This is a genomic window from Jatrophihabitans sp., assembly GCF_036000465.1.
Lineage (GTDB): Bacteria > Actinomycetota > Actinomycetes > Mycobacteriales > Jatrophihabitantaceae > Jatrophihabitans.
Genome location: NZ_DASYFV010000019.1, coordinates 1 through 22695 on the forward strand (window position 1 = coordinate 1; position 22695 = coordinate 22695).

General features: G+C 71.1%; 22 protein-coding genes and 1 rRNA gene. 2 read left to right on the plus strand and 21 right to left on the minus strand.

Translation table 11 applies throughout. The features are described 5' to 3' along the window. From VGN18_RS07870 to infC, 19 genes are all read right to left on the minus strand, one after another. Positions 1 to 756 (minus strand): 16S ribosomal RNA (locus tag VGN18_RS07870); the annotation flags it as partial. Positions 757 to 1451: 695 nt separating this feature from the next. After that, positions 1452 to 2693, minus strand: coding sequence for a tyrosine--tRNA ligase (gene tyrS, locus VGN18_RS07875; protein ID WP_327539118.1), 1242 nt, complete (start codon positions 2691 to 2693; stop codon positions 1452 to 1454). Between the two features lie 4 nt (positions 2694 to 2697). After that, entirely contained in the window at positions 2698 to 3330 is a 633-nt protein-coding gene (locus VGN18_RS07880; protein WP_327539119.1) for a DNA-3-methyladenine glycosylase, read from the minus strand. Next, positions 3327 to 3680, minus strand: coding sequence for a hypothetical protein (locus VGN18_RS07885; protein WP_327539120.1), 354 nt, complete (start codon positions 3678 to 3680; stop codon positions 3327 to 3329). The genes VGN18_RS07880 and VGN18_RS07885 overlap by 4 nt, the downstream gene beginning before the upstream one ends. 33 nt (positions 3681 to 3713) lie before the next feature. Further along, positions 3714 to 3956 (minus strand): hypothetical protein, encoded by a 243-nt coding sequence (locus VGN18_RS07890; RefSeq protein WP_327539121.1) that lies wholly within the window; start codon positions 3954 to 3956, stop codon positions 3714 to 3716. A gap of 64 nt (positions 3957 to 4020) precedes the next feature. Beyond that, the gene (gene argH, locus VGN18_RS07895; RefSeq protein ID WP_327539122.1) at positions 4021 to 5466 is read right to left on the minus strand and encodes an argininosuccinate lyase; all 1446 of its coding nucleotides are present in this window, start codon (positions 5464 to 5466) and stop codon (positions 4021 to 4023) included. Beyond that, positions 5459 to 6901, minus strand: a complete 1443-nt coding sequence (argG, locus tag VGN18_RS07900) for an argininosuccinate synthase (RefSeq protein ID WP_327539123.1) — start codon at positions 6899 to 6901, stop codon at positions 5459 to 5461. Before argG ends, argH begins: the two co-directional genes overlap by 8 nt. 5 nt (positions 6902 to 6906) lie before the next feature. After that, complete coding sequence (locus tag VGN18_RS07905) at positions 6907 to 7434, minus strand: arginine repressor (RefSeq protein ID WP_327539124.1); 528 nt, start codon at positions 7432 to 7434, stop codon at positions 6907 to 6909. Next, the gene (gene argF / locus VGN18_RS07910; protein WP_327539125.1) at positions 7431 to 8357 is read right to left on the minus strand and encodes an ornithine carbamoyltransferase; all 927 of its coding nucleotides are present in this window, start codon (positions 8355 to 8357) and stop codon (positions 7431 to 7433) included. The genes VGN18_RS07905 and argF overlap by 4 nt, the downstream gene beginning before the upstream one ends. Further along, on the minus strand, positions 8354 to 9532 hold the full coding sequence (locus tag VGN18_RS07915; protein ID WP_327539126.1) for an acetylornithine transaminase: 1179 nt from the start codon (positions 9530 to 9532) through the stop codon (positions 8354 to 8356). The genes argF and VGN18_RS07915 overlap by 4 nt, the downstream gene beginning before the upstream one ends. Next, positions 9529 to 10440, minus strand: coding sequence for an acetylglutamate kinase (gene argB / locus VGN18_RS07920; protein ID WP_327539127.1), 912 nt, complete (start codon positions 10438 to 10440; stop codon positions 9529 to 9531). Before argB ends, VGN18_RS07915 begins: the two co-directional genes overlap by 4 nt. Then, the gene (gene argJ, locus VGN18_RS07925; protein ID WP_327539128.1) at positions 10437 to 11588 is read right to left on the minus strand and encodes a bifunctional glutamate N-acetyltransferase/amino-acid acetyltransferase ArgJ; all 1152 of its coding nucleotides are present in this window, start codon (positions 11586 to 11588) and stop codon (positions 10437 to 10439) included. Before argJ ends, argB begins: the two co-directional genes overlap by 4 nt. Then, the gene (gene argC, locus VGN18_RS07930) at positions 11585 to 12598 is read right to left on the minus strand and encodes an N-acetyl-gamma-glutamyl-phosphate reductase (protein ID WP_327539129.1); all 1014 of its coding nucleotides are present in this window, start codon (positions 12596 to 12598) and stop codon (positions 11585 to 11587) included. Before argC ends, argJ begins: the two co-directional genes overlap by 4 nt. 85 nt (positions 12599 to 12683) lie before the next feature. After that, the gene (gene pheT, locus VGN18_RS07935; RefSeq protein WP_327539130.1) at positions 12684 to 15149 is read right to left on the minus strand and encodes a phenylalanine--tRNA ligase subunit beta; all 2466 of its coding nucleotides are present in this window, start codon (positions 15147 to 15149) and stop codon (positions 12684 to 12686) included. Next, the gene (gene pheS / locus VGN18_RS07940) at positions 15149 to 16252 is read right to left on the minus strand and encodes a phenylalanine--tRNA ligase subunit alpha (protein WP_327539131.1); all 1104 of its coding nucleotides are present in this window, start codon (positions 16250 to 16252) and stop codon (positions 15149 to 15151) included. Before pheS ends, pheT begins: the two co-directional genes overlap by 1 nt. Before the next feature lie 202 nt (positions 16253 to 16454). After that, on the minus strand, positions 16455 to 17240 hold the full coding sequence (locus VGN18_RS07945; RefSeq protein ID WP_414655025.1) for a TrmH family RNA methyltransferase: 786 nt from the start codon (positions 17238 to 17240) through the stop codon (positions 16455 to 16457). Positions 17241 to 17256: 16 nt separating this feature from the next. Continuing rightward, positions 17257 to 17655, minus strand: coding sequence for a 50S ribosomal protein L20 (gene rplT, locus VGN18_RS07950; RefSeq protein WP_327539133.1), 399 nt, complete (start codon positions 17653 to 17655; stop codon positions 17257 to 17259). Between the two features lie 100 nt (positions 17656 to 17755). Continuing rightward, positions 17756 to 17950: a 50S ribosomal protein L35 gene (gene rpmI / locus VGN18_RS07955; RefSeq protein WP_327539134.1), complete on the minus strand. Its 195-nt coding sequence runs from the start codon at positions 17948 to 17950 to the stop codon at positions 17756 to 17758. A 48-nt stretch (positions 17951 to 17998) separates the two neighbouring features. Then, complete coding sequence (infC, locus tag VGN18_RS07960) at positions 17999 to 18541, minus strand: translation initiation factor IF-3 (protein ID WP_414655024.1); 543 nt, start codon at positions 18539 to 18541, stop codon at positions 17999 to 18001. A 381-nt stretch (positions 18542 to 18922) separates the two neighbouring features. Here infC and VGN18_RS07965 point away from each other — a divergent pair, with 381 nt between their 5' ends. After that, on the plus strand, positions 18923 to 19267 hold the full coding sequence (locus VGN18_RS07965) for a DUF1844 domain-containing protein (protein WP_349259854.1): 345 nt from the start codon (positions 18923 to 18925) through the stop codon (positions 19265 to 19267). Positions 19268 to 19277: 10 nt separating this feature from the next. Then, positions 19278 to 20096 carry a DUF72 domain-containing protein gene (locus VGN18_RS07970; RefSeq protein ID WP_349259853.1) on the plus strand — a complete coding sequence of 273 codons (819 nt, stop codon included), beginning with the start codon at positions 19278 to 19280 and terminating at the stop codon, positions 20094 to 20096. A 53-nt stretch (positions 20097 to 20149) separates the two neighbouring features. Here the strand turns inward: VGN18_RS07970 and acs are convergent, their stop codons facing one another. Beyond that, positions 20150 to 22123 carry an acetate--CoA ligase gene (acs, locus tag VGN18_RS07975; protein WP_327539137.1) on the minus strand — a complete coding sequence of 658 codons (1974 nt, stop codon included), beginning with the start codon at positions 22121 to 22123 and terminating at the stop codon, positions 20150 to 20152. A 130-nt stretch (positions 22124 to 22253) separates the two neighbouring features. Continuing rightward, the coding region (locus VGN18_RS07980) for an acetate uptake transporter (RefSeq protein ID WP_327539138.1) at positions 22254 to 22695 on the minus strand (442 nt) is incomplete at its 5' end.

Genomic DNA, 22695 nt, shown 5'->3' on the forward strand with positions numbered 1-22695 from the left:
GCTCCCCACGCTTTCGCTCCTCAGCGTCAATATCGGCCCAGAGACCCGCCTTCGCCACCGGTGTTCCTCCTGATATCTGCGCATTTCACCGCTACACCAGGAATTCCAGTCTCCCCTACCGAATTCTAGCTTGCCCGTATCGGCTGCAGGCCCGGGGTTGAGCCCCAGGTTTTCACAGCCGACGCGACAAGCCGCCTACGAGCTCTTTACGCCCAATAATTCCGGACAACGCTTGCACCCTACGTATTACCGCGGCTGCTGGCACGTAGTTGGCCGGTGCTTCTTCTGCTCCTACCGTCACTTTCGCTTCGTCGGAGCTGAAAGAGGTTTACAACCCGAAGGCAGTCATCCCTCACGCGGCGTCGCTGCATCAGGCTTTCGCCCATTGTGCAATATTCCCCACTGCTGCCTCCCGTAGGAGTCTGGGCCGTGTCTCAGTCCCAGTGTGGCCGGTCGCCCTCTCAGGCCGGCTACCCGTCGTCGCCTTGGTGGGCCATTACCCCACCAACAAGCTGATAGGCCGCGGGCCCATCCCTAGCCAGTGAACCTTTTCCACTTCGGAGGATGCCCTCTGAAGTCGTATCCGGTATTAGCCCCGGTTTCCCGGGGTTATCCCAGTGCTAGGGGCAGGTTGCCCACGTGTTACTCACCCGTTCGCCGCTAGGACACTCTCCCGAAGGAGAGGCCTCGCTCGACTTGCATGTGTTAAGCACGCCGCCAGCGTTCGTCCTGAGCCAGGATCAAACTCTCCGTGAATGTTTATATGACTACCCGAAGCAAGCTTCGGTTTGTCGACACAGAAAGTCACCGTCCTGCGACGGTTTCAATCACTGGTTCATACGAGCTGGGTGTATCACCTCCGCCGAAGCGGAGGATGTTTCTTGCTCGATGTACCAAAGGAATCTCTTCCGTGAGCCGGCGAACCGGATCACGAGACGAGAGTTATATAAATGGCACTAACTTTCGGCACGCTGTTGAGTTCTCAAGGAGCGGACGCGCACCGTCACGACTCTTTCGAGGCGATCGGGGGCAACCCGAACTACGCTACCTGGTCAGTCTCGCGGGGTCAAACACGGCCCTGCACTACCCAGAATTCCCACTTGGACGGGCTGCTCTGGAGAGCGGTACCACGTGCTTGGAGGATCATCCGCCCGGATCCACCTTCTCGCTGGTCCAGTTCAGCCTTTCGGCCCTGGCCCGCTTCGGTGTCTCCGTCCCGCGAACAAGGAGAACATTAGTCAGCGGTCTCGCCCGTCGTCAAATTCGTGGGTCAAACGCCTCCAGGCCAATGATTTCGGGGGTTTCGGGCACCCGGCACGCCGATCCCTTCGACCGGATCCGGGGTCGGATTTCTGTGACCTGGGCCACCGGCAGCGGCTGAAGTGCCTCCAGCCCAGCGTTTCCGGGCTCCTCCAACGCCTTCCAGCCCTCGCCGAGCGTTCGCCTCAGGTTCAGACGAGGCGGACCAGCCTCCGCTTCCCCGAACTGAGCACCACACCGGTCAGGGCGGCGCGGGCGTGGTCGTAGTTCTTCGGGGCGACGACCACGCCGTCGATGCGCACGGCACCGGCGTCGATGTCCCGGCGCGCGGCACTCGAGCTCGGCGCCAGGCCGCCGGCGGTCAGAACTGCCGGCAGGTGGAGCGGATCGCCGTCGGGCAGCGCGAATTCGGGGACGTCCGTCGGGATCTCCTTGCGCTTGAAGACCGCGTCGAAGCGCTCTTCGGCCGCGGTCGCGGCGTCCGCCCCGTGATAGAGCGCGACCACCTCTCGCGCCATGCGCCGCTTGGCCCGGTTGGCGGCGCCTCCCCCGGCGGCGACATCGGCTTCCAGTGCATCGACCTCGCGTGGGTGCAGCGCGGTGCACAGACGCGCGTACAGCCCCACCACCGAGTCGGGGATGCTCATCAGCTTCCCGAACTGCTCGGCCGCCGGCTCGGAGATCGCGATGTAGTTCCCGAGCGACTTGCCCATCTTCTCCACGCCGTCGGTGCCCACCAGGAGCGGCACGGTGAGCACCGCCTGCGGGGCCTGCCCCCTCGAGCGTTGCAGCTCCCGTCCGACGAGGTTGTTGAAAGTCTGGTCGGTGCCGCCGAGCTCGAGGTCGGCGTGGATCTCCACCGAGTCGATCCCCTGCAGCAGCGGGTAGATGAACTCGGACAGGCTGATCGGCTGTTTGCCGGCGAACCGGCGCGCGAAGTCGTCGCGCTCGAGCAGCTGGGCGACCGTCACCTGCCGGGTGTAGCCCAGGATGTCGGCCAGGCTCATCGAGCCCAGCCAGTCGGCGTTGTTCACGACCTCGGCCCGTTCCGGGTCGAGGATGCGCATCAACTGGTCGAAGTAGGTGCGCGAGTTCGCGATGACGTCCTCGGCCGTCTGGGCCACGCGGGTGGCGGTGCGACCGGAGGGATCGCCCACCTGACCGGTGAACCCGCCCACGACGAGTATCGCCGTGTGGCCGAGGTCCTGGAACTGGCGCAGCTTGCGCAGCACGACCGCGTGGCCGAGCGTCAGATCGCTCCCGGACGGGTCGATCCCGAGCTTGACCCGCAAGGGCCGGTCCTCGCGGCGCGCGGCGAGCAGTCGCTCGGCCAACCCGTCCGCGGGCAGGATCTGCGCCGCCCCGGAGGCGAGGATCTCGTGGGCCTCGCGGAGGTCCGGTGGCAGCTCGGGCAGCGGCGTCTGTTGGGTCACCCGTTCAGTCTGCCGGGGCGGCGCTCCTCCGTTTCCGGCCACCTGTCTTGAACGGCGACACGGTCGGTTCGTCCGGCAGCCAGAAGCGCCAGGGCCGCTCGGCCGCGGCCGCGATGCCGACCCTGGGCCCGGCGACGACGCCGGGCCGCCGGCGACCGGGCAGGCGCTCGATCCGCACGGGCGAGCCCGGGTCGCAGAGATCGACTCCGTTCGTCGCCGCATCGAGCCCCAGACACGATGCGAGCCGCGCCGGCCCACGGGCCAGATCCGAGCCACGCCGGGACGCCGGACGGCGCTCCTGAGCGGTCTCGGCCCCGCGAACCACCTCTCCCGCGCGCAGCAACACCGCGGCGGCGACGTCGTCCGTCCCGCACACCACATTGGCGCACCAGTGCATGCCGTAGGTGAAGTAGCAGTAGAGGTGCCCGGGCGGCCCGAACATGACGGCGGTGCGCGGGGTCCGCCCGCGGAACGCGTGCGAGGCCGGATCGTCGGCGCCCTCGTAGGCCTCGACCTCGGTGAGCCGCACGGCCACCTCGACCCCGCCGACGTCGGAGACGACGACCGCACCGAGCAGCCGCGGGGCCAGGGCGAGAGCCGGTCGGCGCAGCCGCTCGCGGTCGATCGGCGGGGTCACCGCCGGTTCAGGTTCACGTTGGCCACGCGCATCGCGGCGTAGGCCTCGTCCATCGCGGTGTCGAGGGCGGTGCCGTAGTCGCCGGCCGCGTTGTCGAGGCGGCGCAGGATCCGCCGCTCCCGAACCACGCCGGTCCTGTTCTCGACCCGGACGATGCACACCTCGGTGAACCCGTCTTCGGTCGTCCGGGAGTCGGTGAACCAGGTGGACGGCGCCATGGACACGTCGAGCTCGGGTCGCGGGTTCGGCGACGTGCCCTGGCGCACCGAGGCGTAGCGGTAGGAGGCGATCAGGATCGCCGCGATGACCGCGAGGCCGAGCAGCAGTTCGATCAGGACCCGGACCGCCATCGTCCACCCCTCACTTGGTCGCAACGGTGATGCTCAATCCGCATTCTGGCCCAGGACCGGGCTGGTGAGACCCGCCGGGAGGGCCTTGAGGATGTCGATCTGCGCCGCACTGATCGGCTTCTCAACCGCCGGGTCGAGGTCGATCCCGGCCGGGTCGAGCCGCACGTTGGAGAGGAACGAGCCGGCGAGCAGCGAGAAGCTGAGGTCCTGCTCGACCTTCGCGAGGTTGACCGTGCCCGGGCCGACCTTGCTCGGGGCGCGGCGGGCGGAGACCATCGGGCGTCCTGCCCATCTCAGCGGTGTTGACGTTGCGAGCGGTGTGCCCGGCTCGTCGCGACTACTACCCCCTGTGCGAGTCCTGCCCGGAATCCCCGGACCACAGCATCTGCTCGTGGACGTCGGCCTCGAGGGCGGCAAGTTGCTCGGCCACGCGTTGCGGCGACGTGCCGCCGACGGCCGAACGGGCCTGCAGTGCGCCGTGCACCGACAGGACGTCGCGGACCTCCGGGGTCAGCCGGGCGTCGACCTCGGTGAGCTGGGCGTCGTCGAGGTCGGGGAGGTCGAGATCGCGCTGCTCGCAGAAGGAGACGAAGGCCCCGCTGATCTCGTGGGCCTCGCGGAAGGCGACGCCCTTGCGCACGAGGAACTCGGCGACGTCGGTCGCGAGGGCGAACCCGGCCGGCGCCGCCGCTTCGAGTCGGTCGGTGCGGAACTCGAGCGTGGCGATCATGCCGGTGACAGCGGGCAGCAGTACGAGCAGCTGGTCGATCGTGTCGAACGCCGGCTCCTTGTCCTCCTGCAGATCGCGGTCGTAGGCCAGCGGCAACGCCTTCAGCGTGGCGAGCAGCCCGGTCAGGTTGCCGATGAAGCGGCCGGACTTGCCGCGGGCCAACTCGGCGATGTCGGGGTTCTTCTTCTGCGGCATGATCGACGACCCGGTCGACCACGCGTCATGGAGCCGGATCCAGCCGAACTCGGGCGTGGCCCACAGGATGATCTCCTCGCCGATGCGGGAGAGGTGCACCCCCAGCAGAGCGGTGGCGAAGAGGAACTCGGCGACGAAGTCGCGATCGGCGACGGCATCGATGGAGTTCGCGGCCGGGCGGTCGAAGCCGAGCTCGCGGGCGACGGCCGCGGGGTCGAGCGGCAGTGACGAGCCGGCCAGCGCGCCCGAGCCGAGCGGTGACACGGCAGCGCGGCGGTCCCAGTCGCGGATGCGGTCGACGTCGCGGGACAGCGCCTGCACGTGGGCGAGCAGGTGATGCCCCAGCAGCACCGGCTGGGCGTGCTGCAGGTGGGTCATGCCCGGCATCGCGACGCCCTCGTGCCGCTTGGCCTGGTCGATGAGCGCGGTCTCCAGGTCGGCGATGGCGAGCGCGATCTTGCGCGCGTGGTCGCGCAGGTAGAGCCGCAGGTCGGTGGCGACCTGGTCGTTGCGGCTGCGGCCGGCACGCAGCTTGCCGCCGAGGGCGCCGAGCCGTTCGAGCAGGCCCCGCTCGAGGGCGGTGTGGACGTCCTCGTCGGCGACGGTCGGGCGGAACTCCCCCGTGCGCACCGCCACGGCGAGCTCGTCCAGCGCGAGCAGCATGCGGGTGGCCTCGTCGTCGGTCAGCAGTCTGGCGCCGTGGAGCACGCGGGTGTGCGCCTTCGAGGCCCGCAGGTCGTACTGCGCCAGGCGCCAGTCGAAGTGCACCGACAGGGACAGCTGGGCCAGGGCGTCGGACGGGCCGCCAGCGAAGCGGCCGCCCCACAGGCGGGTGCTCCCGCCCTCGCGTGACTCAGTCATTGCCGGCCTCCATCGCGGCGCTGTCGAGCACCGTCTCGTCCGAGCCGAAAGCGGCGGTGCCGTCGGGGTTGGCGGCGATCTGATCGGCCCCGCCCTCGGCGAGGCCGGTCGACTCGAGCTCACCGAACAGGTAGGTGCGGCTGAGCTGGCCGCCGGAGCGGGCGGCGTACTGCTCGAGCTTGGCCCGGGAGTCGGCGATGTCTAGGTTGCGCATGGTCAGCTGGCCGATGCGGTCGACCGGGCCGAACGCGGCGTTCTCGGTGCGCTCCATCGACAGCTTGTCCGGGTGGTAGGAGAACGCGGGTCCACGGGTGTCGAGCACGGTGTAGTCCTCGCCGCGGCGCAGCCGCAGGGTCACCCGGCCGGTGACGAGCGCGGCCACCCAGCGCTGGATCGACTCCCGCAGCATCAGCGACTGCGGGTCGAGCCAGCGGCCCTCGTAGAGCAGCCGGCCGAGGCGGCGCCCTTCGGCGTGGTAGTTCGCGATGGTGTCCTCGTTGTGGATCGCGTTGAGCAGCCGCTCGTAGGCGATCCAGAGCAGCGCCATGCCGGGTGCCTCGTAGACGCCACGTGACTTCGCCTCGATGATGCGGTTCTCGATCTGGTCGGACATGCCGAGCCCGTGGCGTCCGCCGATGGCGTTGGCCTCGTCGACGAGCGCGACCGGGTCGTCGAACGTGACGCCGTTGATCTCGACCGGCCGGCCGGCGGCGAAGGTGATCGTGACGTCCTCGGCGTCGATCGCGACGGACGGATCCCAGAACTTGACGCCCATGATCGGTTCGACGGTCTCGAGCGAGACGTCGAGGTGCTCGAGGGTCTTGGCCTCGTGGGTTGCGCCCCAGATGTTGGCGTCGGTGGAGTACGCCTTCTCCTTGCTGTCGCGGTAGGGCAGGTTGCGCTCGCTGAGCCACTGGCTCATCTCGGAACGACCGCCGAGCTCGTGGACGAACTCGGCGTCCAGCCACGGCTTGTAGATGCGCAGGCCGGGGTTCGCCAGCAGCCCGTAGCGGTAGAACCGCTCGATGTCGTTGCCCTTGAAGGTCGAGCCGTCCCCCCAGATGTTGACGTCGTCGGAGTGCATCGCCCGCACCAGCATCGTGCCGGTGACGGCCCGCCCGAGCGGCGTCGTGTTGAAGTAGGCCCGGCCGGCCGACCGCACGTGGAACGCGCCGCAGGCGAGGGCGGCGAAGCCCTCCTCTACCAGTTCGCGGCGGCAGTCGACGGCCCGGGCCAGCTCGGCGCCGTACTGCTTGGCCCGCTCGGGGACCCCGGAGATGTCCGGCTCGTCGTACTGGCCGATGTCGGCGGTGTAGGTACACGGGATCGCGCCCTTGGCGCGCATCCAGGCCACGGCCACGGACGTGTCGAGACCACCCGAGAAGGCGATGCCGACGCGCTCGCCGGCGGGGAGGGATGTCAGGACCTTGCTCACGGTGGTTACGTCTCCTGGGGTTCGGTGCGTGATTGCGCGAGGGCGAGGAAGCGCTGCGCGAGGTCGTGGCCGCCGGCCGGGTCGCGGGCCACGACGAGGATCGTGTCATCACCGGCGATGGTGCCGAGCACGCCGGGGAGCCGGGCGCGGTCGAGGGCCGAGGCGAGGAAGTGCGCGCCCCCGGGCGGAGTGCGCAGGACGACGAGGTTCGCGGTCGCCTCGGCCGAGGTGAGCAGTTCGCCGACCAGCCGGGTGAGCCGGTGCGGCGGGTTGTCGTCGACGGCCCGGGCCGTCAGCGGTGAACCGTCCTCGGGCACGACGTAGACCGGGAGTCCGCCATCGGCGGCGCGCAGCTTGACCGCGCCCAGCTCGTCGAGGTCGCGCGAGAGGGTGGCCTGGGTGACGTGCACGCCGTCGCGCTCGAGCAGCCCGGCGAGCTCGGCCTGCGACCGCACCGGCTGGCGCCCGAGGGCATCGACGATGCGCGCGTGCCGGGCCGCCTTCGTGTTGGGTTCGGTGTCGGTGGCTCTCATGGGCTGCGTTCCAGCAGCCAGGTCAGCAGGGCCTTCTGGGCGTGGAGGCGGTTCTCGGCCTCGTCCCAGACGACGCTCTGCGGGCCGTCGATGACCTCGGCGGCGATCTCCTTGCCGCGGTAGGCCGGCAGGCAGTGCAGCACGATCGCGTCGTCGGCGGCGCGGCCCAACGCCTCGACCGTGAGCGCGTAGGGGCGGAACGGCGCCTCGCGGTCGTCCTTCTCGCCCTCCTGACCCATCGACACCCAGGTGTCGGTGGCGAGGACGTCGGCGCCGTCGAGGGCGGCGGCCGGATCGGTCGTGACGAGCACCGAACCGTCGGTCTTGGCCGCGATGCGCTCGGCGTCGGCGACGACCGCCGGGTCGGGCAGGTAGCCCTCGGGGCCGGCGACGCGGACGTGCATGCCCGCCGAGGCGCCGCCGAGCAGGTACGAGTGCGCCATGTTGTTCGCGGCGTCCCCGAGATACGCCAGCGTCAGCCCGGCGAGACGCCCCTTGTGCTCGCGCACGGTCTGCAGGTCGGCCAGGATCTGGCACGGGTGGAACTGGTCGGTGAGCGCGTTGATCACCGGCACCCGGCTGGCCGCGGCCATGGCCTCGATCCGCTCCTGACCGAAGGTGCGCCAGACGATGGCGGCGACCTGCCGGTCGAGCACGCGGGCGGTGTCCTCGATCGGCTCGCCCCGGCCGAGCTGGCTCGTCGCGGCGTCGATGACGAGGGGGTAGCCGCCCAACTCGGCGATGCCGACGGAGAACGACACGCGGGTGCGGGTGGACGACTTGTCGAAGATGACGGCGACGGCCTGCGGTCCGGTGAGCGGGCGGTGCCGGTGCCGGTCGACCTTCATCGCGTCGGCGAGGTCGAGGACCTCGAGCAGCTCGCCCGGTTCGAGGTCGTCGTCACGCAGGAAATGGCGGATCACGAAGACACCTCGTCGAGGGCGGCGGCGAGCAGGGGGACGGCCTCGTCGACCTCGGCCTCGGTGAGGATCAGCGGCGGGGCGAGCCGGACGGTGTCGGGCTTGACCGCATTGACGAGCAGGCCCCGTTCGCGGGCGGCCGCTTCGACCGCGGCGGCGTCGTTGCCGGTGAGCGCGACGGCGCGCCAGAGCCCGGCGCCGCGGATCTCGGCGACGAGCGGGCTGCCGATCGCGCCCAGCGCGTCGGCCAGGTGCTCGCCGACCCGCTTGACGTTGTCGAGCAGGTGCTCGTCGGTGATGGTGTCGAGGACGGCGAGCGCAGCCGCGCACGACACCGGGTTGCCGCCGAAGGTGCTGCCGTGGTCGCCGGGGGCGAAGAGTTCGCCGGCCGCGCCGATGCCGAGGCAGGCGCCGATCGGCAGGCCGCCGCCGAGCCCCTTGGCCAGCGTGATGACGTCGGGCCGGACGCCCTCGGCCTGGCTGGCGAACCAGTGCCCGGTGCGGCCGATGCCGCTCTGTACCTCGTCGACGATCATCAGCGCGCCGGCGGCGTCGCACAGGCGCCGGACCTCGGCCAGGAAGCCGGCGGGCGGAGGCACGATGCCGCCCTCCCCCAGCGTCGGCTCGACGATGACGGCCGCCGTCTGCGGCCCGACCGCGGCGTCGAGCGCCGCGACGTCCCCGTAATCGACGAAGGTCACCGGGCCGGGGAGCGGGGCGAAAGGCTCGCGCTTGGCCGCGTTGCCGGTGACCGACAGCGCCCCGATGGTGCGGCCGTGGAAGCTGTGGTGGCACGACACGATCTCGCTGCGACCGGTGGCGCGGCCGTGCAGCCGGGCCAGCTTCAGCGCGCACTCGTTGGCCTCGGCACCGCTGTTGGCGAAGAACACCCGGGCCGGCAGGTCGAGCAGCCCGACCAGACGTTCGGCGAGCCGGAGGCCGGGCTCGTGCATGTACAGGTTCGAGGTGTGGGCGAGGCGGCCGACCTGCTCGCAGACGGCCGCGACGATCGCCGGGTGGGCGTGGCCGAGCGACGACACGGCGATGCCCCCGACGAAGTCGAGATAGCCGCGGCCGTCGGTGTCCCACACCCGCACGCCGGCGCCGTGGTCGAGCGCGAGCGGTGGCGTGCCGTAGTTGCGCATCATCACGGCGTCCCAGCGATCGGTGATCGTCATGCGGACTCCTTACCGGGGACGACCATGGTGCCGATCCCCTCGCTCGTGAACATCTCCAGCAGCAGCGCGTGCGGCAGCCGGCCGTCGAGGACGTGCGCGCGGGGCACGCCGCCCTCGACCGCGCGCAGGCACGCCTCCATCTTCGGCACCATGCCGCTCGACAGGCTCGGCAGCAGCCGGGCCAGCTCGTCGGTGTCGATCTCGCTGACGACCTCGGTGCTGGCCGGCCAGTCGGCGTAGAGGCCCTCGACGTCGGTGAGCACGATCAGCTTCTCGGCGCCCAGCCCCACCGCTACCGCGGCGGCCGCGGTGTCGGCGTTGACGTTGTAGGTGAGGCCGTCGCGCCCGCGAGCCACCGTGGCGATCACCGGGATGCGGCCGGCCTCGATGAGCGCGTGGACGGCCGACGGGTCGACGGCGACGACGTCGCCCACCTGGCCGATGTCGACCAGCTCGCCGTCGACGACGGCCGGGCGGCGCTCGGCGGTGAGCAGGCTCGCGTCCTCGCCCGACAGCCCGATCGCGAACGTGCCGTGGTCGTTGAGCATGTTGACGATGTCGGCGTTCACCTGGCCGGTGAGCACCATGCGCACGATCGAGACGGTCTCGGGGGTCGTGACGCGCAGACCGCCGCGGAACTCCGACTCGATGCCGAGCCGCTTGAGGTGCTCGGTGATCTGCGGGCCGCCGCCGTGCACGATCACCGGCTTGAGGCCGGCGTAGCGCAGGAACATGACGTCCTCGGCGAAGGCGGCCTGCAGCTCCGGCGACGTCATCGCGTTGCCGCCGTACTTGACCACGACGATCTTGTCGTGGAACCGGGCGAGCCAGGGCAGTGCGTCGACGAGCGTCTCGGCCTTGGCCAGCGCCTGCCGGCGGTCGCGGGTGGTGACCGCGTCGGTGCTCACGTCGAGTACGCCGAGTTCTCTTCGACGTAGGCGTGCGACAGGTCGTTGGTCCACACCGTCGCCGTCTCGTCGCCCGCGTGCAGGTCGACCCGGATGTGTACGTGCCGGCCGGAGAGGTCGACGCCCTCGCGGGCGTCGCCGGCCGCGCCGCCGCGGCAGACCATGACGCCGTTCATCGACACGTCGATCTCGTCGGGCTCGAACACCGCGCGGGTGGTGCCGACGGCGGCGAGCACGCGGCCCCAGTTGGGGTCGTTGCCGAACAGCGCGCACTTGAGCAGGTTGTTGCGGGCGATGGAGCGGCCGACCTCGACGGCGTCGTCGTCGCTCGCGGCCCCGACGACCTCGATTCGGACCTCCTTGGTGGCGCCCTCGGCATCGGCGACCAGCTGCGCGGCGAGGTCGGCGCAGACCGCGCGGACCGCCGCGGCGACGTCGTCGGCCGGCGGGGTGACCCCCGACGCGCCGCTGGCCATGAGCAGGACGGTGTCGTTGGTCGACATGCAGCCGTCGGAGTCGACGCGGTCGAAGGTGGTGCGCACCGCGTCGCGCAGCGCGGTGCGCAGGTCATGGGCGTCGACCACCGCGTCGGTCGTGATCACGCACAGCATCGTGGCCAGCCCGGGCGCGAGCATGCCGGCGCCCTTGGCCATGCCGCCGACGACCCAGCCGTCGCGCTCGGCGACGGCCTGTTTGGCCCGGGTGTCGGTGGTGCGGATCGCCTCGGCGGCCGCGGGTCCGCCGTCCGCGGCGAGCCCGGTCGCGGCGAGGTCGACGCCGTTGAGCAGGCTCGTCATCGGCAGCCGCTCGCCGATGAGCCCGGTGCTGCAGACCGCGACGTCACCGGCGTCGATGCCGAGGGCCGACGCGGTGTACTCGGCCGTGCGATGCGTGTCGGCGAAGCCGTCCGGGCCGGTGCAGGCGTTGGCTCCGCCGGAGTTCAGGACCACCGCGCGCAGCCGGCCGTCGTTCACCACCTGCTCCGACCACAGCACCGGCGCGGCCTTCACCCGGTTCGCGGTGAATACGGCCGCGGCCGCATCGGACGGCCCGTCGTTGATGACGATCGCGACGTCCGGACCGCCGGAACTCTTCAACCCGGCCGCAACTCCCGCGGCCCGGAAGCCCTGCGCGGCAGTGACGCTCACGGCGCGACCCCGTTCACCGACAGCCCGAGCGTCTCGGGCAGGCCCAGCATGAGGTTGGCGTTCTGCAGCGCCTGGCCGGCGGCGCCCTTGCCCAAGTTGTCGATGGCGCTCGTGACGATCACCCGGCCGGAGTCCTCGTCGACGACGGCCTGCAGGTGCGCGCTGTTCGACCCGGCGGTCGAGGCGGTGCGGGGCTGCCGGCCGCTCGGCAGCACGTGCACGAACGGCTCGTCGGCGTAGGCGGCGGCCAGCGCGGCGCGGGCGTCGTCGGCGGTCACCGGGCCGCTCGGGCGGGCCGCGACCGAGGCGAGGATGCCGCGGGGCATCGGCGCGAGCACCGGTGTCATGGTCAGCGAAGCGACGCCGGAGGCCTGCTTGATCTCCGGGACGTGTCGGTGCGCGCCCACCTTGTAGCCGGTGAGGTCGGACATCACCTCGCTGCCGAGCAGGTGCGCCAGCGCGGCGCGGCCGGCCCCGGAGGTGCCACTGGCCGAGGTGATCACGACGTCCTCGGGCTCGACCAGACCGGCAGCGATGAGCGGGGCGATCGCGAGGATCGCCGCGACGGCGTGACATCCGGTGTTCGCGACGCGGGTCGCCCCCGCGATCAGCGGACGCTGGCCGGGCAGTTCGGGCAGGCCGTACGTCCACGCGTCGTGGTACTCGCCGCCGTAGTAGCGCTCGTGCGCCGCCGGATCGGTGAGGCGGTGATCGGAACCGAGGTCGACGACGCGGGTGCTCGACGGCAACTCGGCGGCGAGGGCCGACGACGCCCCGTGCGGCAGGGCGAGGAAGACGAGGTCGGCCTCGTCGAGCGACGCGGCGCTCGTGGGGGCGAAGACGAGCTGGGCGACCGAGCGCAGGTTGGCGTGCACGTCGCCGACCGGCTGGCCGGCGTTGCCGTGCGCGGTGACCGCCACGACGTCGAACTCGGGATGCGCCGCGAGCAGCCGCAGCAGCTCACCCCCGGCGTAACCGCTGGCGCCGGCGACGGCGACTCGAACACCCATGTGCAGGATTATGCACGACCCCGCAACTTCATACAGAGACGGGGCGGCGGCGCCGGACGAGTTCCGGCGTCGCGCCGGCCTCGGCCTAGGAACGCAGTCGCGCCGAGTGCCGCTCGACCGCGGCGGCGATCGCCGCGTCGCGCTGCGCGGTGGCCTCGTCGACCGTGAGCGTGCGGTCGGGGGCCCGGAACCGCAGGGCGAAGGCGAGCGAGCGCAGTCCGGCGCCGAGACGCTCGGCGTCGCTGTAGAGGTCGAAGAGCCGGACGTCCTCGAGCAGCGGGCCGGCGGCCGTGCGGATCGTCGCCGTCAGCGCCGCCGCCTCGACCCCGTCGTCGACCATGAGGGCGACGTCGAGCAGCACCGGAGGGTAGGTGGAGATGAACGGGCCGGCGGCCGGCCCGGGCGTCGGGATCGCGTCGAGATCGAGCTCCATGGCGCAAGTGCGCTCGGGCAGGCCGAGGGCCGCGACGACGCGCGGGTGCAGCTCACCGGCATGCCCGACGACGATGTCGCCGAGACGCAGTTCGGCGCAGCGCCCCGGGTGCCACGGCGCGTGCTCCGCCGCTCGCACCGTGAACTGCGTGCGGGCGGCGCGCGCGACCGTCTGCGCCGCCTCGATCGCGTCGGCCCAGGTGGCGGTGCGTCCCTCGCCCCACCAGCCCTTGAGCTCGGCGTGCCCGCACAGCACGGCCGCGACGTGGCGCGGCTGGTCGGGCAGGGCGGCGTCGAGCGCGGCGATCTCGGCGTCACTCGGGCGGGCCGCGATGCCGGGCAGGTGGGGCGGCGCGCCCGCTGCGCGGGCCAGGAACACCAGGCCCGTCTCGAAGATCGCGAGGTCCCGGTTGCCGCGGCCGAGGTTGCGGCCGGCGATGGCGAGCAGCCCCGGCAGGAGGGACGTGCGCAGCTCCGGCTCGTCCTCGGACAGCGGGTTGACCAGCCGCAGCGCGGCCCGCCGCTCGTCGCCGGCCGCGAGGCCGAACGCGTCGTGCACCGACGGCGCAACGAAGGGGTAGGCGAGCACCTCGCTCAGCCCGGACGAGGCCAGCGCGCGGGACACCGCCCGGTGCTGCTGCTGGCGCGGGGTGAGCCCCCGACCGGCGGGCGCTGCGGGCAGCACCGACGGCAGCCGGTCGTAGCCGGCGAGGCGGACGACCTCCTCGATCAGGTCGGCCGGCCCGAGCAGGTCGGGTCGCCACGAGGGCGGTTGCACCTGCAGCACGTCCCCGCCGTCGACGGTGCAGCCGACCGCCTGCAGGTGGGCCACGACCTGGTCGCGCGGGATCGGCATGCCGGCGAGCGCTTGCGGGCGCTGCGCCGAGAGCGCGATCAGCGGCGACGGCGCCGGGGTGCCGACAACGGTGAAGCCCTCGACGGGGGTCGCGCCGCCGTGCGCGACGAGCATCTCGACGCAGCGGGCCAGCGCCACCCCGGCTATCTCCGGGTCGACGCCGCGCTCGAAGCGGCGGGCCGCCTCGCTCGGCAGCCGGTGCCGGCGCACCGTGCGGGCCACCGACGGCGGGTTCCAGTGCGCCGCCTCGAACACGACGTCGGTGCTCGCGTCGTCGATCTCGGTCGACGCGCCGCCCATGACGCCGGCGAGGGCGATGGCGCCGGTGTCGTCGGTCACGACCATGTCGTCGGGGTCGAGTGTGCGGACTACGTCGTCGAGAGTGGTCAGCTTCTCCCCCGGCGCCGCGCGGCGCACGCCGATCGGACCGGTGAGCTTGGCCCGGTCGAACGCGTGCAGCGGCTGCCCGGTCTCGAGCATCACGTAGTTGGTGACGTCGACGGCCAGCGAGATGGAGCGGATGCCGCACTGGCGCAGGCGGCGGGCCATCCAGTCGGGCGTGGGCGCGGTCGGGTCGAGGCCGGTCACCGCGCGGGCCGAGAAGCGGTCGCAGGCCGAGTCGTCCTGGATGCCGATCTCGTAGGCACCGCCGTCGATCTCGGGCAGCACGGCCGGGACGTCGTGGAACGCGACATCCAGCGCGGCCGCGGCCTCGCGGGCCAGCCCGCGGATCGACATGCAGTAACCGCGGTCGGTGGTGACGGCGACGTCGAGGACCGCGTCGCGCAGACCGAGCGCGTCGAGCGGGTCGTCCCCGGGGGCGGCGGAACCCGCGTCGAGCACGAGGATGCCGTCGTGGTCGTCGCCGATGCCGAGCTCGCGGACCGAGCAGATCATCCCGTCCGAGACGTGCCCGTAGGTCTTGCGGGCGGCGATCTCGAAGCCCCCGGGCAGCACCGCGCCCGGCAGCGCCACCACGACGAGGTCGTCGACGGCGAAGTTGTGCGCGCCGCAGACGATGCCGCGCGGCTCGCCCTCCCCGACGTCGACCTGGCACCAGCGGATGATCTTGCCGTTCTTCTGCGGTTCGTCCTCGCAGGACAGCACCCGGCCCACGACGATCGGGCCGCTCAGGCCGTCGGCGCCGGACTCGACCCCCTCGACCTCCATGCCGACGCGGATGAGGGCCTCGGCGAGCTCGCGGGGCGTGATGTCCTCGGGCAGGTCGACGTGCTCGGCCAGCCAGCTGACGGGCGCGCGCATCAGGCCTCCACTCCGAATGCCGTGGTGAACCGGACGTCACCTTCGACTATGTCGTGCATGTCCTCGACCCCACTGCGGAACATGAGCGTGCGCTCGATGCCCATGCCGAAGGCGAAGCCGCGGTAGCGCTCGGGGTCGATGCCGCACGCGGTGAGCACGCGCGGGTTGACCATGCCGCAGCCGCCCCACTCGATCCAGCCCTCGCTGCTGCACGTGCGACACGGGCGGTCGGGGTTGCCGACCGACTCACCGCGGCACACGAAGCAGATGAGGTCCATCTCGGCGCTGGGCTCGGTGAACGGGAAGTAGTGCGGGCGCAGGCGGGTGGCGATGCCCGGACCGAACATCGACGCGGCCATGTGGTCGAGCGTGCCCTTGAGGTGGGCCATGGTCAGACCCTCGTCGATCGCGAGCCCCTCGATCTGGTGGAACACCGGGGTGTGCGTGGCGTCGAGCTCGTCGGTGCGGAACACCTTGCCCGGGCAGACGATGTAGATCGGCGGGGTGCGCTCGAGCATGGTGCGGATCTGCACCGGCGAGGTCTGCGTGCGGAGCACAACGCCGGAGTCGGGCGAGGTCACGTAGAACGTGTCGGTCAGCTCGCGCGAGGGGTGCTCGGCCGGGGTGTTCAGCGCGTCGAAGTTGAACCAGGAGCCCTCGGCCTCGGGTCCCTCGGCGATCTCCCACCCCATGTCGAGGAAGACGTCGCAGAGCCGCTCCTGGATGGTGGTCAGCGGGTGACGCGCGCCGACGAGCCCGCGGCCGGTGGGCAGCGTGACGTCGACCGATTCCTCGACGAGCACGCGGGCGTCGCGGGCGGCCTCGAGCTCGACCTGACGCGCGGCGAGCGCACGGCCGATGGCGGCCTTGGCGGCGCCGACGCGCTGGCCGGCCGCCGAGCGGGCGGCCGGTGGCAGCGCCCCGATCTCCCGGTTGGCGAGCGCGATCGGTGAGCGGTCGCCGACGTGGGCGAGGCGGGCCGACTTGAGTTCGTCGAGGGTGGTGGCGGCCGAGAAGGCGGCCAGGGCCGCCGCGACGTCGGCGTCGACCGCCTCGGGGGCGAGCGCGGCCACCTCGACCGGGTCGAAGGATTCCGTAGGCATGCGTCGATGATCTTTCGTCGGGGCGGACGACCGCCCGGGCCTGCGAGGGACGCGCGCGCCGGTGGAGTGGATCAGGTGCGCGCGAGGAGGGCGGCCGCCAGCCGCTCGGCAAACATCCCGAGACGCGACGGGAGCGGGGCGGGCGCGGACATGGGCCCAGCTTATCGGCGCGGAGCCACCGGGATCCGGCGGGCCAGGGCGCTCACCGGTGGGCCCGGGCGCTCGCGTAGAGGCAGACCGCGGCGGCCGCGGCCAGATTGAGGCTCTCGGCGCGTCCGTAGATCGGTACCCGGACGCTGTGGGTGGCCCCGCTGATCACCAGCGGCGGCAGGCCGTGGGCCTCGGTGCCGAACAGCCACGCGGTGGCCGCGCGCAGGGTGCCGTCGTCGACGAGGTCGTCGAGTTCGCGGGCGCCGGCGCCCGTCGTGGCCAGCGACATGATGCCGGCGGCGGCGAGGGCGGCCAGCACGTCGTCGAGGTGGTCGGCGAGCACGAGGTCGAGGTGGAACAGGCTGCCCGCACTCGAGCGCACAGCCTTGCCGTTGTACGCGTCGACGCCGCCGACGACGACGACGAGTTCGGCGCCCGCGGCATCGGCGGTGCGGATGATGGTGCCGAGGTTGCCCGGGTCGTTCGGCTCGACCAGCACGGCGACCAGCCGGGGCCGGCGACCCAGGGCGCGATCGAGTTCGACGTCGACGCGGGAACAGACCGCGACCAGCCCCTGGGGTGTGACCGTCTCCGACAGCGACGCGGCGTCCTTGGCCGAGATCTCGGAAACGTCAGCGCCGTCGAGGAGGTCGCCGTGGCGCAGCAGGGCCTCGTCGGTGGCGAAGAGCTCCTCGACGACGTCGGCCCGCAGTGCCTCGCGCACGGCCTGGGCCCCCTCGACGAGGAAACGCCCGGTCTCGCGCCGCGCGCGGCGTCTCGTGAGACGGCGCGCGGCGACGAGCCGGGCGTTCGAACTGCTGAGCAACGGCGTCGGCAGTCGGGTTTCGTACCGGTCAGGCGGCCGGCGACTGGGCGGCGGCGCCGCCGGTGCCCTCGGCGACGACGGCCGCACGGGCGACCTCGACGAGCGCGGCGAACGCGGCCGGGTCGTTGACGGCGAGGTCGGCGAGGACCTTGCGGTCGACCTCGACCTCGGCCAGCCGCAGACCCTGGATGAAGCGGTTGTAGGTCATGTCGCTCGCGCGGCACGCCGCGTTGATGCGGGTGATCCACAGCTGGCGGAAGTCGCCCTTGCGCTGCTTGCGGTCGCGGTACTGGTAGGTGGCCGAGTGGAGCAGCTGCTCCTTGGCCTTGCGGTAGAGACGCGAACGCTGGCCGCGGTAGCCGCTGGCTGCTTCGAGGGTGCTCCGGCGCTTCTTATGGGCATTCACTGCCCGCTTGACGCGTGCCACGGTGTGTTCCTTGGGGTTTCAGGCGCGCTGCTCGTGCAGGTCGCGCGGGGTTGTCGGGGGTATCGGCGTCGAAGGATGTCGGCTCGGCGCCGACGAGGCTTCAGCGGCCGAGGAGCTTCTTCACCCGCGGAACGTCGTGGTCCGAGAGCGCCTTGGTGCCGGACAGGCGCCGGGTCAGCGTCGAGGCCTTGTGCTCGAGGTTGTGACGCATGCCGGCGTGCTGCGAGCGCAGCTTGCCGGTCCCGGTGATCTTGACGCGCTTCTTGATCCCGCTGTGGGTCTTGTTCTTGGGCATGTCGTGTGACCCTTCGAGGTCGTATGTCGCCGGCTGGGGGCCGACGGGCTATTCGGCGGCGACGTCGGTGTCGGTGTCGGCCTCGGCGTCGGCCTCGGCCGGGCGCCCGACGCGCGTGGGCTTGGTGGAGCGGTGCGGAGCGACGACCATGACCATGTTGCGGCCGTCCTGCTTCGGCGAGGATTCGACGAAGCCGAGCTCCACGATGTCCTCGGCGAGACGCTGGAGAAGCCGGAAACCGAGTTCGGGCCGGGACTGCTCACGTCCGCGGAACATGATCGTGACCTTGACCTTGTCGCCCTGCTTCAGGAACCGCTCGACGTGACCCTTCTTGGTCTCGTAGTCGTGCGAGTCGATCTTCGGACGCAGCTTCATCTCTTTGATGACGGTGAGCGCCTGGTTGCGCCGGGCCTCCCGGGCCTTCTGCGCGCTCTCGTACTTGAACTTGCCGTAGTCCATGAGCTTGCAGACGGGCGGCCGCGCCATCGGGGCGACCTCGACGAGATCCAGGTCGGACTCGGCGGCGAGTTCGAGTGCCTTGCCGATCGGCACGATGCCGACCTGCTCGCCCTCGGGACCGACGAGGCGCACCTCGGGTACGCGGATCCGGTCGTTGATCCTCGGTTCGGAACTGATGGGACCTCCTTGGTCGGTACGTCACTCATGCGGGCCCGCGGACGCGTCTCGTCCGGAGACGACGACGGCCCCGCTGCGCCGGGTGCGCGCGGGGCCGAGAGCATCCGACCAGTCCGCGCCGTCGTCAGTGCGACGGACGCCCGGCCGCGGCGGCCGGACATCACGGACCGGACCCGGCGCGCCGGATTCGACGGCTCGGGTGGGAGGCTGGTGGGCTTCCGCTTGCACACCCCCGCCGTCGGCGGAGGCTGGTCGCAATGACAGGGTATCAGCGTGACCGACACGCCTCCAAAAACCCGGCCCGGCAGCGCGTCGAGCGCCCATCCGGGAAATCCCATCCCGCTGCCAGAGCACGGATTCCGGAACCTGGACGAGGTGCCCTCCCGCGACCTGGCCGCGATCCCGGCGGTGGAGGTCATCACGCGGGCGGCGGTCATGCTGATGAGCGCGTCCGCCGAGAAGCTGGGGCTGGCGCCCGAGGGCGAGCCGTTGCTCGACCTGGACGAGGCGCGGCGCCTGATCACGGCCCTCGCGGGACTGATCGCCGCCTCGCAGGAACACCTGGGCATTCACCGGCAGCCGCTGCGCGACGGGTTGAAGACACTGCAGAACGCGTTCCGCGAGGCGTCCTCGTTCCCGGACGCGCCCGGCGAGGGGCCCGGCGAGAAGCTGATCCCGTAGGGCGATTCCGATGCGCGGTGTGGCACGGGTCGGGATCTCTGGGTGGACCTACCCGCCGTGGCGCGGCGTGTTCTACCCGAAGGGACTGCCGCAGCGCTCCGAACTCGGCTATGCCGCCGGACGGCTGGCGACCATCGAGATCAACGGCTCCTTCTACTCGCTGCAGCACCCGTCGAGCTACCGGTCCTGGCACGACCAGACACCGGACGACTTCGTCTTCGCCGTCAAGGGCGGCCGGTTCATCACGCACATGAAGAAGCTGCGCGGTGCCGAGACCGCGTTGGCCAACTTCGTCGCGTCCGGCGTTCTCGCCCTGCGCGGCAAGCTGGGCCCGCTGCTGTGGCAGCTGCCGCCCACTCTCGGCTTCGATGCCGAGCGCCTCGCGGACTTCTTCGCCCGGCTCCCCCGGTCGACCGCGGAGGCCGCCTGGCTGGCGCGTCATCACGACGCGCGCGTGGACGGGCGCGCGCTGACGGACACCGTCGAGGACCGGCCGCTGCGCCACGCCCTCGAGGTGCGGCACGCCAGTTTCGTCACGCCGGAGTTCCCGGCGCTGCTGCGTGAGCACCACATCGGTCTGGTCGTGGCCGACACCGCGGGCCGGTGGCCGTTCCTCCTGGACGTCACCGCGGACTTCGTCTACGTCCGCCTGCACGGTGACGTCGAGCTGTACGCCAGCGGCTACAGCGAGGCCGCGCTGGACGTCTGGGCGGGCCGCGTCCGCGCCTGGACGGACGCGGGCCGTGACGTGTACGTCTACTTCGACAACGACATGAAGGTGCGCGCGCCGTTCGACGCGATGTCGCTGGCAGAGCGGCTGACGCGGTGAACGGGCGCATCCCCGCGTGCGATGCGGTGATGCGCCCGTTCGGCCGTCCTGGCTCAGCCCTCCTTGTCCGCCTCCGACTTGGCTCGCGTCTGGATCTCGTCCACCACGCTCGGATCGGCCAACGTGGTGGTGTCGCCGAGCATCCGGTTCTCCGCGACGTCCTTCAGGAGCCGGCGCATGATCTTTCCGGAGCGGGTCTTGGGCAACTCCGGGGTGAACACGATGTTCGCCGGCTTCGCGATCGGCCCGATGACCTTCGCGACGTGTTCGCGCAGTTCGGCGGACTTCTCCGGTGAGCCGTCCTTGCCGCCCTTGAGGATCACGTACGCGACGACGGCCTGGCCGGTGATGGCGTCGCTGCGCGCGGTGACCGCGGCCTCGGCCACCTCCGGGTGATCCACCAGGGCACTCTCGATCTCGATCGTCGACAGCCGGTGCCCGGAGACGTTCATGACGTCGTCGATGCGGCCCATCAGCCAGAAGTCGCCGTCCTCGTCGACCCTGGCTCCGTCGCCCGCCATGTACACGCCCGGGAACCGGCTCCAGTAGACGTCGCGGTACCGGTCGTTGTCGTTGTACAGCCCGCGCAACATGGCCGGCCACGGCTTCTTCACCACGAGGAATCCCGCGCCCTGACCGGGAGGGATCTCGTTTCCGTCGTTGTCGTAGACCGCCGCCTCGATACCGGGGAACGGCTTGGTGGCCGAGCCCGGCTTGAGGGTGGTGACGCCGGGCAGCGGCGTGATGAGGATCATCCCGTTCTCGGTCTGCCACCAGGTGTCCACGACCGGGGTCCTGCCGCCGCCGATGTTGTCGCGGTACCAGACCCAGGCCTCCGGGTTGATCGGCTCGCCCACCGAACCGAGCACCCGCAGCGACGACAGGTCATGACGCTGCGCGTACTCCGGGCCCCACTTCATGTGCGTGCGGATGGCCGTCGGCGCGCAGTACAGGACGGTCACCTTGTAGCGCTCGATGATGTCCCACCAACGGTCCTTGTCGGGGTAGTCCGGCGTCCCCTCGTACATCACCGACGTGGTCGCGTTGACCAGCGGGCCGAAGACGATGTAGCTGTGCCCGGTGATCCAGCCGATGTCGGCGGCGCACCAGTAGACCGTCTCCGGCTTGATGTCGAAGATGTAGTGGTGGGTCGTCGACGTGCCCACGAGGTAACCGGCCGTGGTGTGCACCACGCCCTTCGGCTTGCCGGTCGTGCCGCTGGAGTACATCAGGAACAGCAGGTCCTCGCTGTCCATCGGCTCGCACGGGCACGAGGCCGGGTCGTCGCTCTGACCGTCGACCACGTCGGTCCACCAGTGGTCACGGCCGGCCCTCATCGTGACGTCGTTACCGCCGCGCTTGACCACGACGCAGGCCGTGACCGACGGCGCGGCTTCCATCGCGGCATCGGCGTTCACCTTGAGGTCGAACACCTTGCCACGCCGCCATGAACCGTCCTGGGTGACCACGAACTCGCACTGCATGTCGTTCAGCCGGCCCGACAGCGAGTCCGGGCTGAAGCCGCCGAACACGACGGTGAACGCCGCACCGATCCGGGCCAGAGCGAGCATGGTGACCGGCAGTTCCGGCACCATGCCCATGTAGATCCCGACGTGGCTGCCCTTCGTCATGCCCAGTTCCTTGAACCCGTTGGCAGCCTTCACCACCCGTCGCTGCAGATCCGCATAGGTGATCGTGATCTTGTCCTCGGCCGCCTCGCCCTCCCAGAAGTAGGCGACCTTGTCCCCCAGACCGTTCTCGACGTGCCGGTCGACGCAGTTGTGACAGGCGTTCAACTTGCCGCCGAGATACCACTTGGCGAACGGCGGGTCCCATTCCTTGAGCGTCTCGAACGGCGTGGACCAGGACAGCCGGGTGCGGCCCTCCTTCTCCCAGAAGGCGTCCGGGTCCATGTCGTAGAAGTCGTCCTTGGCGTTGGCGTTCGCCGCGAGCTCGGCCGAGGGCGGGTAGCGGCGCTGCTCGAGCAGCAGCGAAGCGATGTTCTGGTTCTCCGGTGCCTGGGTCATTGCCGCCCTACCTTCTCTGGGGAGCGACGCACGTCCCGGCACCGGCCGAGAGTGGGTTCCTCGCTCATGTATCAGGCCCTTCCGTTTGTCGAACCTAGTTCCGTTGTCAGCTATGAGGGAAGTGCCCGACTCACCGCGCGAGCGGGAACGTCGGCAGCACGACCCTCTTGAAGGTCGAGTTCACGACGGCCGCGAAGGAGGCGTACCAGGCCGCCACGGCGGTCAGCAGGCCCAGCCAGCCGCCCAGCCGGATCCAGCCGTTGTTGTTCGCAGCGAACTCGGTGACGCTCTCGCTGAACCAGCCGATCGTCAGCGCGATATAGGTCAGGGTCAGCAGCACGAACACGGCGAAGACCGCGCCGGTGGTGCGACTGGCCGCGACCGTCATGTACGCGGTGAAGATCGCCCAGATGAGCAGGTATAGGGCGACCCCGTGCAGGACGTCCTTCGGCGCGGCCTTGTCGGGAAGGTGGTTGAGCAGGTACCAGAACGACAGCCAGAAGCCGCCGTACGAGGCGAAGGCCACCGCGCCGAAGGTGTTGCCCTTCGCGAACTCCCACATGCCCGCGAGC

Coding starts and splice junctions, on each gene's coding strand:
- rpmI (WP_327539134.1), bottom strand. CDS start 17,950: ATGCCCAAGAACAAGACCCACAGCGGGATCAAGAAGCGCGTCAAGATC.
- pheT (WP_327539130.1), bottom strand. CDS start 15,149: ATGCGCGCGCCCGTCAGCTGGCTGGCCGAGCACGTCGACCTGCCCGAG.
- acs (WP_327539137.1), bottom strand. CDS start 22,123: ATGACCCAGGCACCGGAGAACCAGAACATCGCTTCGCTGCTGCTCGAG.
- VGN18_RS07905 (WP_327539124.1), bottom strand. CDS start 7,434: ATGAGAGCCACCGACACCGAACCCAACACGAAGGCGGCCCGGCACGCG.
- VGN18_RS07915 (WP_327539126.1), bottom strand. CDS start 9,532: ATGACGATCACCGATCGCTGGGACGCCGTGATGATGCGCAACTACGGC.
- argH (WP_327539122.1), bottom strand. CDS start 5,466: ATGACTGAGTCACGCGAGGGCGGGAGCACCCGCCTGTGGGGCGGCCGC.
- argC (WP_327539129.1), bottom strand. CDS start 12,598: ATGGGTGTTCGAGTCGCCGTCGCCGGCGCCAGCGGTTACGCCGGGGGT.
- VGN18_RS07885 (WP_327539120.1), bottom strand. CDS start 3,680: ATGGCGGTCCGGGTCCTGATCGAACTGCTGCTCGGCCTCGCGGTCATC.
- VGN18_RS07970 (WP_349259853.1), top strand. CDS start 19,278: ATGCGCGGTGTGGCACGGGTCGGGATCTCTGGGTGGACCTACCCGCCG.
- pheS (WP_327539131.1), bottom strand. CDS start 16,252: ATGCCTACGGAATCCTTCGACCCGGTCGAGGTGGCCGCGCTCGCCCCC.
- VGN18_RS07890 (WP_327539121.1), bottom strand. CDS start 3,956: ATGGTCTCCGCCCGCCGCGCCCCGAGCAAGGTCGGCCCGGGCACGGTC.